This window comes from Ensifer sp. ENS07 (genome assembly GCF_014852185.1).
Lineage (GTDB): Bacteria > Pseudomonadota > Alphaproteobacteria > Rhizobiales > Rhizobiaceae > Ensifer > Ensifer adhaerens.
The window spans coordinates 1-351 of sequence record NZ_JACVBE010000075.1; the positions used below are offsets into that span (position 1 = coordinate 1).

Here is a 351-nt window from a genome sequence, read left to right on the forward strand (position 1 = left end):
AGTTCCAGCCAAGCTTGTCGGTTGCCTGGTTCAGAGGATCGAGCGCGAAGGTACCGAGATAGCCGTTACCGCCCGCCGTGAAGCTCGCCGTGTGCGTGTCGAGCGTATCGACGTCGCGAAAGCCGATTGTGCCGTCCTGCGTGTGCGTGACCGTATTCTCGCCCGGAAAACCGTCAAAGCGCTCCACCACGCCGCCGAGCTGCCAACCGGACGTGATCACCGGAGCATCGTTGGTGCCGGTGATCGTGATCGTCACGGTCTGCGTCGCCGTACCGCCCTTGCCGTCGTCGACGGTGACGTCATAGGTCTGCGTCAGCTTTTGGCCAGCCTGCAGCGAGTCGAGCACGCTGT

General features: G+C 63.2%; 1 protein-coding gene. It reads right to left on the bottom strand.

Going from position 1 to position 351, the window contains the following annotated elements:
* Positions 1-351, bottom strand: a 351-nt coding sequence (locus IB277_RS37705; RefSeq protein ID WP_210339744.1) for a VCBS domain-containing protein, incomplete at both ends; no start/stop codon positions are given.